Origin of the sequence: Actinomycetospora sp. (genome assembly GCF_036497245.1) — a bacterium.
Taxonomy (GTDB): Bacteria; Actinomycetota; Actinomycetes; order Mycobacteriales; family Pseudonocardiaceae; genus Actinomycetospora.
Genome location: NZ_DASXJS010000023.1, coordinates 24,395 through 31,250, shown reverse-complemented (window position 1 = coordinate 31,250; position 6,856 = coordinate 24,395). Strand labels below are relative to the sequence as shown.

Annotated in this window: 7 protein-coding genes; 4 read left to right on the top strand and 3 right to left on the bottom strand. The window is 73.4% G+C overall.

Annotated features, from left to right (window positions below):
• Positions 1 to 19 precede the first annotated feature (19 nt).
• Entirely contained in the window at positions 20 to 1,318 is a 1,299-nt protein-coding gene (locus VGI02_RS03040; RefSeq protein WP_331625771.1) for an FAD-linked oxidoreductase, L-gulonolactone oxidase family, read from the bottom strand.
• Positions 1,315 to 2,787, bottom strand: coding sequence for an APC family permease (locus VGI02_RS03035; protein ID WP_331625770.1), 1,473 nt, complete (start codon positions 2,785 to 2,787; stop codon positions 1,315 to 1,317). The genes VGI02_RS03040 and VGI02_RS03035 overlap by 4 nt, the downstream gene beginning before the upstream one ends.
• A 224-nt stretch (positions 2,788 to 3,011) precedes the next feature.
• Between VGI02_RS03035 and VGI02_RS03030 the strand changes: the two genes are divergently transcribed.
• From VGI02_RS03030 to VGI02_RS03015, 4 genes are all read left to right on the top strand, one after another.
• A complete protein-coding gene (locus VGI02_RS03030; RefSeq protein ID WP_331625769.1) occupies positions 3,012 to 3,866 on the top strand; it encodes a fumarate hydratase in 855 nt (284 codons plus the stop codon).
• On the top strand, positions 3,863 to 4,471 hold the full coding sequence (locus VGI02_RS03025; protein WP_331625768.1) for a FumA C-terminus/TtdB family hydratase beta subunit: 609 nt from the start codon (positions 3,863 to 3,865) through the stop codon (positions 4,469 to 4,471). The genes VGI02_RS03030 and VGI02_RS03025 overlap by 4 nt, the downstream gene beginning before the upstream one ends.
• A 104-nt stretch (positions 4,472 to 4,575) precedes the next feature.
• A complete protein-coding gene (locus tag VGI02_RS03020) occupies positions 4,576 to 5,349 on the top strand; it encodes a dienelactone hydrolase family protein (RefSeq protein ID WP_331625767.1) in 774 nt (257 codons plus the stop codon).
• The gene (locus VGI02_RS03015) at positions 5,349 to 5,606 is read left to right on the top strand and encodes a DUF6295 family protein (protein WP_331625766.1); all 258 of its coding nucleotides are present in this window, start codon (positions 5,349 to 5,351) and stop codon (positions 5,604 to 5,606) included. Before VGI02_RS03020 ends, VGI02_RS03015 begins: the two co-directional genes overlap by 1 nt.
• Positions 5,607 to 5,649: 43 nt before the next feature.
• On the opposite strand, the gene VGI02_RS03010 is transcribed toward VGI02_RS03015, so the two are convergent.
• Positions 5,650 to 6,825, bottom strand: a complete 1,176-nt coding sequence (locus VGI02_RS03010) for an aminotransferase-like domain-containing protein (RefSeq protein ID WP_331625765.1) — start codon at positions 6,823 to 6,825, stop codon at positions 5,650 to 5,652.
• Positions 6,826 to 6,856: the final 31 nt, after the last annotated feature.

Below are 6,856 nucleotides of genomic sequence, written 5' to 3'. Positions count from 1 at the left end.
AGGTCAGCGAGCGTCTGCGTCATCGGGCCGCCCTTCCGAGGATGCGGTCGAGGTGGGCGTTCCCGAACCGGCCCTCGGGGTCGAGGTGGTCGCGCAGCGCGAGGAACGCGTCGAACTCCGGGTACGACGAAGCCAGCTGGGCCGCCGTGCGGGTGTGCAGCTTGCCCCAGTGCGGTCGACCGTCGAGGGCGGTCATCACGGACTCGACGGCGGCGAAGTAGGCCTCGTGGGGCCGACCCCGGTAGACGTGCACCGCGAGGTAGGCGGAGTCGCGGCCGCTCGCCGTCGAGAGCGGGATGTCGTCGGCACCGGCGACCCGCACCTCGACGGGGAAGGTGACGTCGCGGGCGTGGGCGGCCGCGCTGCGCAGCCCGTCCAGCGCCTCGGGCAGGGCCGCGCGCGGTACCGCGTACTCCATCTCGAGGAACCGCACCCGCCGCGGGCTGGTGAACACCCGGTAGGAGCGGTCGACGTACTCGGCGTTCGCCATCTGCCCGGCCATGACGCGGTTCAGCGTCGGCACGAGGGCGGGAGCGGCGGAGCCCAGCCGGCAGACCAGCTCGAAGGCGCCGTTGCCCATCAGTTCGTCGCCGACCCAGCCCGCGACCCGGCTGCGCGAGGGCCCCGAGCGGTCGTCCGGGACCACGTCGTTGATCTTGGTCGCGGCGACGTCGGTGTGCGGGAACCAGTAGAACTCGACGTGGTCGTGGGCGGCGGCGAGGTCGTCGAAGCCCTCGAGGACCTCGGCGAGCGGCATCGCGGTCTCCCGGGCGTGCAGCGCGAACGCGGGGACCGCGGCCAGCGTCACGGCGGTGACGACGCCGAGCGCGCCGAGCCCGACCCGGGCGTGGTGGAAGACCTCCGGGTGCTCGGCGGGGCCGCAGGTCAGCACCGAGCCGTCGGCCGTCACGAGCTGCAGCGCGCGGATGCGCGCGGCGATCCCCTGGTGGCTCGCGCCGGTGCCGTGGGTGCCGGTCGCGACGGCCCCCGCGATCGTCTGGGCGTCGATGTCACCGAGATTGGGCAGCGCGAGGCCGCGGTCCCAGAGCAGCGTGTTCAGGGTCCGGATCGTCATGCCGCCGGGGACGGTGACCGCATCGCCGTCCACCCGGAGGAGCCGCGGGTCCTCCGGTGCCGCGAGCGCGACGCCGTCGGGGACCCCGATGCCGGTGAACGAGTGGCCGGACCCGGTCGCCTTGACCCGCAGGCCCTCCCGGGCGGCGGCCGTCACCGCCGCCGACACGTCCTCGACGTCCCGGGCGACGACGCGGCGCACCGGGTCCGTGCGCTGGTTCCCCGCCCAGTTGCGCCAGGTCACGGCACCTCCACCGTCGTCGGCCGGTCGGTGCCCGTACCCGCCGACCCGAGGCCCGCGGTGCCGTCGCGCAGCCGCCTGCGCAGCACCGTCACGTACCAGAGCCCGGCGAGCGCGATCCCGCCGAGCACCACGTAGTCGGCGCCCCGGAACGCGTCGGGCAGGCTCAGCGCCGCCACGACCACGACCAGCCACACCAGCGCGAGCCCCGCGACCGGCACCGCCGCGCGACCGAGCGAGAAGCCGGTACCGCCCGAGGTCGCCGCGAGCCTGCGGCGCCGGGCGAGGTAGCCGCCGAGGGTCAGCAGGTACACGAGGTACGGCACGAGCGCGGTGGCCCCGACGAGCACCGTGAACGCCTGACCGTCGAGGGTGCCGTAGCCGAGCAGGAGCAGGCACACGATCAGGGAGACGACGAGCGCGGTCACCGGGGTCGCGGTGCGCGGGTGCACGCGGGCCATCGCGGCCGAGCCGGGCAGCAGCCCGTCGCGCGCCATCGCGAACAGCAGCCGCGAGTTCGACGCCGCGGCCACCACGAGCAACGCGAACATCGAGAAGACGACGATGACCAGGAAGGTCTTCGTGAGCACCGGCCCGAGCCAGTACCCGGCGATGGCCGCGAGCGGCACCGGGGACGCCTCGACGGCCGCGAGGTCCGGGATGGCGACGGTGAACCCGACGAGCGCGACCATCCCGAGCACCCCGGAGATGACGGCCGCCGCGATCATCGCCCGTGGCACCGTCCGGCGGGCGTCCACGGCCTCCTCGGCCATGTCCGCGGCCGCCTCGAATCCGACCAGGGTGAAGATGCCGATCAGGGCGCCACCCACGATCCCGTCCGCGAGCGGGGTGCCCGGGTTCGTCGTCGTCAGGAAGCCGAGGCCGTGCCCGCCGTCGGGGGTGCCGGCCCGGTCGTGCGCCCACAGGACGAGCACGACGACCGAGAGCACGACCGTGCCGATGATCTCCGCGAACACCGCCAGGTTGTTGACCCGCGCCGCCCACTGCACGCGGATCACGTTGATCAGGTAGGCGACGAGCAGCGCGATCACGGCGATGACCAGCAGCAGCGTGGTGTCGGTCGCATCGAGCCCGAGCACGGTGGCCGTGAGCGGGGCGAGCCCGATGAGCGCGATGCCGGGGAGCCCGACCGCGCCGTAGAGCACGCCGAGCGAGCCGACCGCGTAGCCGAACCGGGTGCCGACCAGCCGGGCGCTCCACTGGTAGTTCGCCCCGGCGAGCGGCATGTGGCCCGCGAGCTCGGCGAGGACGAGCACCACGAGCACCTGGCCGACCGCCGCGACCGGCCACAGCCACACCGCCGCCGGCCCCAGGGTGGTCAGTCCGTAGGAGTAGTTGACGAAGATCCCGGTGGTGATCGAGACGACGGAGAACGCGATCGCGAACAGCGCGAACCGCCGCAGCACGCGGGGGAAGACGGCGGCGTAACCGCCGGGCGCGGACTCGTCCACGGGCGTCAGCGTGCGCCCGCCGGCTCCGCCGTGCCAGGAAAGACTCGTTCCTGACGCTGGACGTCCGGAAATCGACTTTCACGCACCCGGATGGCTGCGCTCACCGAGCCTCCGATCGCCCGAGTGGGCACGCAAGGCTCCCGGCGCAGCCATAGAGGTCCACTCGCGGAGGTCCCGGCCCGGCTCCCCGTGCACGACGACGGCGGGTGCGGTACGCCTGACGGGTGCCGGAACTGCGGACCGTGGACGTCGCCGAGGTCGAGGCCGTCGTGGCGAGGCTCAGCATCGAGGCCAACCACGAACTGCGCGCCGACCACGTCGCGGCGCTGGAGCGGGGCCGGGCGGCCGAGGAGTCGCCGATCGGGCGCGAGGTGTTCGACCGGCTGCTCGAGAACGCCCGGGTCTCCGCCGCCGAGCGGATCGCGTTCTGCCAGGACACCGGCTACGCGGTCGTGTTCCTGACGCTCGGCCAGGACGTGCACCTCACCGGCGGTTCGCTGGCCGAGGCGATCGATCGCGGCGTGGCGCAGGGGTACCGCGAGGGCTACCTGCGCGCCTCGCTCGTGCGCTCGCCGGTCGACCGCCGCAACACCGGGGACAACACCCCGGCGATGGTGCACTACGACATCGTGCCCGGGGCGGCGATCGAGCTGACACTGCTGGTCAAGGGCGCGGGCTGCGACAACATGTCGGCGCTGCGCATGCTCACCCCGGCCGCGGGCGTCGAGGGCATGAAGCGGTTCGTGGTGGAGACGATCGAGAAGGCCGGGCCGTCCGCCAGTCCCCCGGTGACCGTCGGGATCGGGATGGGCGGCACGTTCGACCGCGCGGCCGTCCTGGCCAAGCACGCGCTGACCCGCGACCCCACCGGCTCACCCTCCCCCGACCCGGCGCTGGCCGACCTCGAGGCGCAGCTCGTCGACGCGATCAACGCGACGGGGATCGGGCCGGCCGGCTTCGGCGGGACGGTGACGACGGTGGCCGTCCACATCGAGGCCTACCCCACCCACATCGCCGCGTTCCCCGTGGCGATCAACCTCGACTGCCATTCCCACCGGGTGCGGACGGTGACCCTGTGACCGGCGGGCCCCCGGTCAGCGATGCGGCATCGCTGACGTCGGGTGACAGCAACTCCGCATCGTCGATCGCGCTCCCCCTCGACGACGACACGCTGCGTGAGCTGCGCTCCGGCGACTCCGTCCTGCTGAGCGGGACGGTCTTCACCGCCCGCGACGCCGCCCACGCCCGCTTCGCCGAGGCGATCGCCGCAGGCGAGCCCCTGCCGTTCGACGTCGACGGCGCGACCATCTACTTCGTCGGCCCGACCCCGGCGCGCCCCGGCCACGTCATCGGCTCCGCCGGACCCACCACCGCGAGCCGCTGCGACGCGTACTCACCGATGCTCGTCGAGCGGGGTCTGCGGTCGATGATCGGCAAGGGGCGGCGCTCCGCCGAGGTCAAGGAGTCGATGCGCGCCCACGGCTGTGTCTACTTCGGTGCCATCGAGGGGACGGCGGCCCTGCTGAGCCGGTGCATCACGAGCGCCGAGGTGGTCGCGTACGAAGACCTCGGCGCCGAGGCGGTCCGCAGGCTGACGATCGAGGACTTCCCCGCGCTCGTCGTCAACGACCTCCACGGCCGCGACCTCTACGACGACGGCCCGGCCCGCTGGCGTCGCAGGTAGGACGAAACGGGACGCACACCGCCCCGGCCCTGCCCCGTCGTCCCCGAAGTGCTCTGATCGGCGGCGAGCGGTGCCGCCGGCACCGATGAGGAGGGAGTGCACCCATGCGCTACGACGCCGTCCTGGCCGAGACCGTCGGCATCCGGGGACACGGCAGTGGTGGCGGAGACCTCATCGAGGCCTACACCGCGCGGCCCATGGACCCCGGCCCACATCCCGGCATGATCGTCATCCACCACATGCCCGGGTACGACGCCGGGACCAAGGAGATCACCCGCCGCTTCGCGACGATGGGCTACTCGGCGATCTGCCCGAACCTCTACACCCGCGAGGCGCCCGACGCCGACCCCGACGACGCCGCCGCCACCGCCCGCGCCAACGGCGGGGTCCCCGACGAGCGCTTCGTCGGCGACGTGGCCGGCGCCGCCGCCTGGCTGCGCACCCTGGCGAACGCGACCGGTGCGGTCGGGGTCATCGGGTACTGCTCGGGCGGGCGCCAGGCGGTGCTCACCGGCATCGAGGTCGACGTGCAGGCCGCGGTCGACTGCTACGGGGCGTTCGTCGTCGGGACCCCGCCGGAGGGCTTCCCGCTGCAGGTCTCCCCGCTGGCCGACCGCATCGGCGACCTCGGCGCGCCATTGCTGGGCCTCTTCGGCAACGACGACTCGTACCCGTCCCCCGACCAGGTCGACGAGCTGGAGAAGCTCCTGCAGCAGCACGGCAAGACCTACGAGTTCCACCGCTACGGCGGCGCGGGCCACGCGATCTTCTCCGTCGACCGGCCGTCCTACCGGCCCGAGGCCGCCGTCGACGCGTGGCAGAAGGTCGAGGCGTTCCTCGCCACCCACCTCGTCCAGGACACCGTCGGAGCCAACTGATGTGCACCTACTCCACCGAGAAGGTGGGCCTCGAGCGCTCGTCCGGGAAGACCCGTGACGGCTGGCAGACGATGTCCGAGGCGACCGTCTACTACGACCACCCGGTGCACGCCCCGGACGCGCACACCGTGAACATCGACTTCATGGCCCCCGAGCGCGGCCCGGCCTCACGCATCGCCGTCGAGCTCTCGCTGGACTCCGCCCGCGAGCTGCTCGCCGCCCTGCAGACCACCGTGGAGCGGGCCAAGGAGCACTAGCGAGCAGCTGAGCGGATGTCGTCGTTCCGGCGACGACATCCGCTCACATGGCCGCCGCCAGGCGGCCTACCCCGACGTCCGCCCGGTCCGGGTCCGTCGTCGCGAAGCACAGCCGCAGCGCGTCGGTGAAGCGGCCGGCCGGGGAGAACGCCTGGCCGGGGATGTAGGCCACGCCCCGGGCGAGCGCCGCCGGGAAGAGCGCCTGGGTGTCGACGCCGGGCAGGGTCACCCAGAGGAAGAACCCGCCGTCGGGGTCGGTCCAGGACGCCCGGTCCCCGAGGTGGCGCGAGAGCGCCGCCTGCATCCCGGCCTTGCGCTCGCGGTACACCGCGCGCTGGGTCGTCAGGTGCTCGGCCAGGTGCCCGCCGGCGAGGAACCGCGCCACCAGCCGCTGCGCGGGCATGTTCGCGCACGTGTCCATCGCCTGTTTGGCGTTGATCAGCAGCTGGGACAACGACGGGTCCGCGTCCACCCAGCCGCACCGCAGCCCCGGCGCGACCGTCTTGGAGAACGTCCGCACCGAGAACACCAGCGGGTCGCCACCGGCCACCGCCCGCAGCGACGGCACCTCGGTGCCGGCGAAGCGCAGCAGGGCGTAGGGGTCGTCGTCGATCACCATCGAGCCCCATCGGCGGGCGAGCTCGACCAGCCGTTCCCGCCGTGGCAGCGACAGCGTCGTCCCGGCCGGGTTCTGGAACGTCGGGATCGTGTAGATGACCGTCGGCAGGCGCCCGGCCGCCGCCACGGCCTCCTCCAGCGCGTCGACGTCGAGGCCGTCGGCGTCGGTCGGGACCTCGAGCAGCTCCGCGCCGTAGGCCAGCGCGACCGCGGAGCCGCCGGTGTAGGTCGGGGACTCGACGACGACGAGGTCGCCCGGGTCGACGAACAGCTTGCACGCGAGGTCGAGTCCCTGCATGCCACCGGCGGTGATCGTCAGGCGGTCGTCGGTGGTCTCGTCGGAGGTGCCGCGCAGCGACTCGAGCAACGCCGACCGCAGGAGCGGGTCGCCCTCGGTGGCCGCGTAGTCGTACGACGACGGGCGTGAGAGCTCCTCGGCGGCGAGCGCGGCGAGGACGGCCGAGGGGATCGAGTCCGGGGCCGGGCTGCCCATCGCGAACCGGACGATGTCGTGGGTCTGCGTCGCGAGCAGCGACGTCGACGAGTCGATCACCGACCCGACGAGGCCGTCGGCGCGGGCGGCGAACGGGAGGGTGATCACTGGGTGCTCCTTCGACGGGCAGTGGTGGCGT

Bases quoted from the DNA above. Each gene is read 5' to 3' on its own strand.
- VGI02_RS03015 (WP_331625766.1), top strand. From the start codon at position 5,349: ATGTGCACCTACTCCACCGAGAAGGTGGGCCTCGAGCGCTCGTCCGGG.
- VGI02_RS03020 (WP_331625767.1), top strand. From the start codon at position 4,576: ATGCGCTACGACGCCGTCCTGGCCGAGACCGTCGGCATCCGGGGACAC.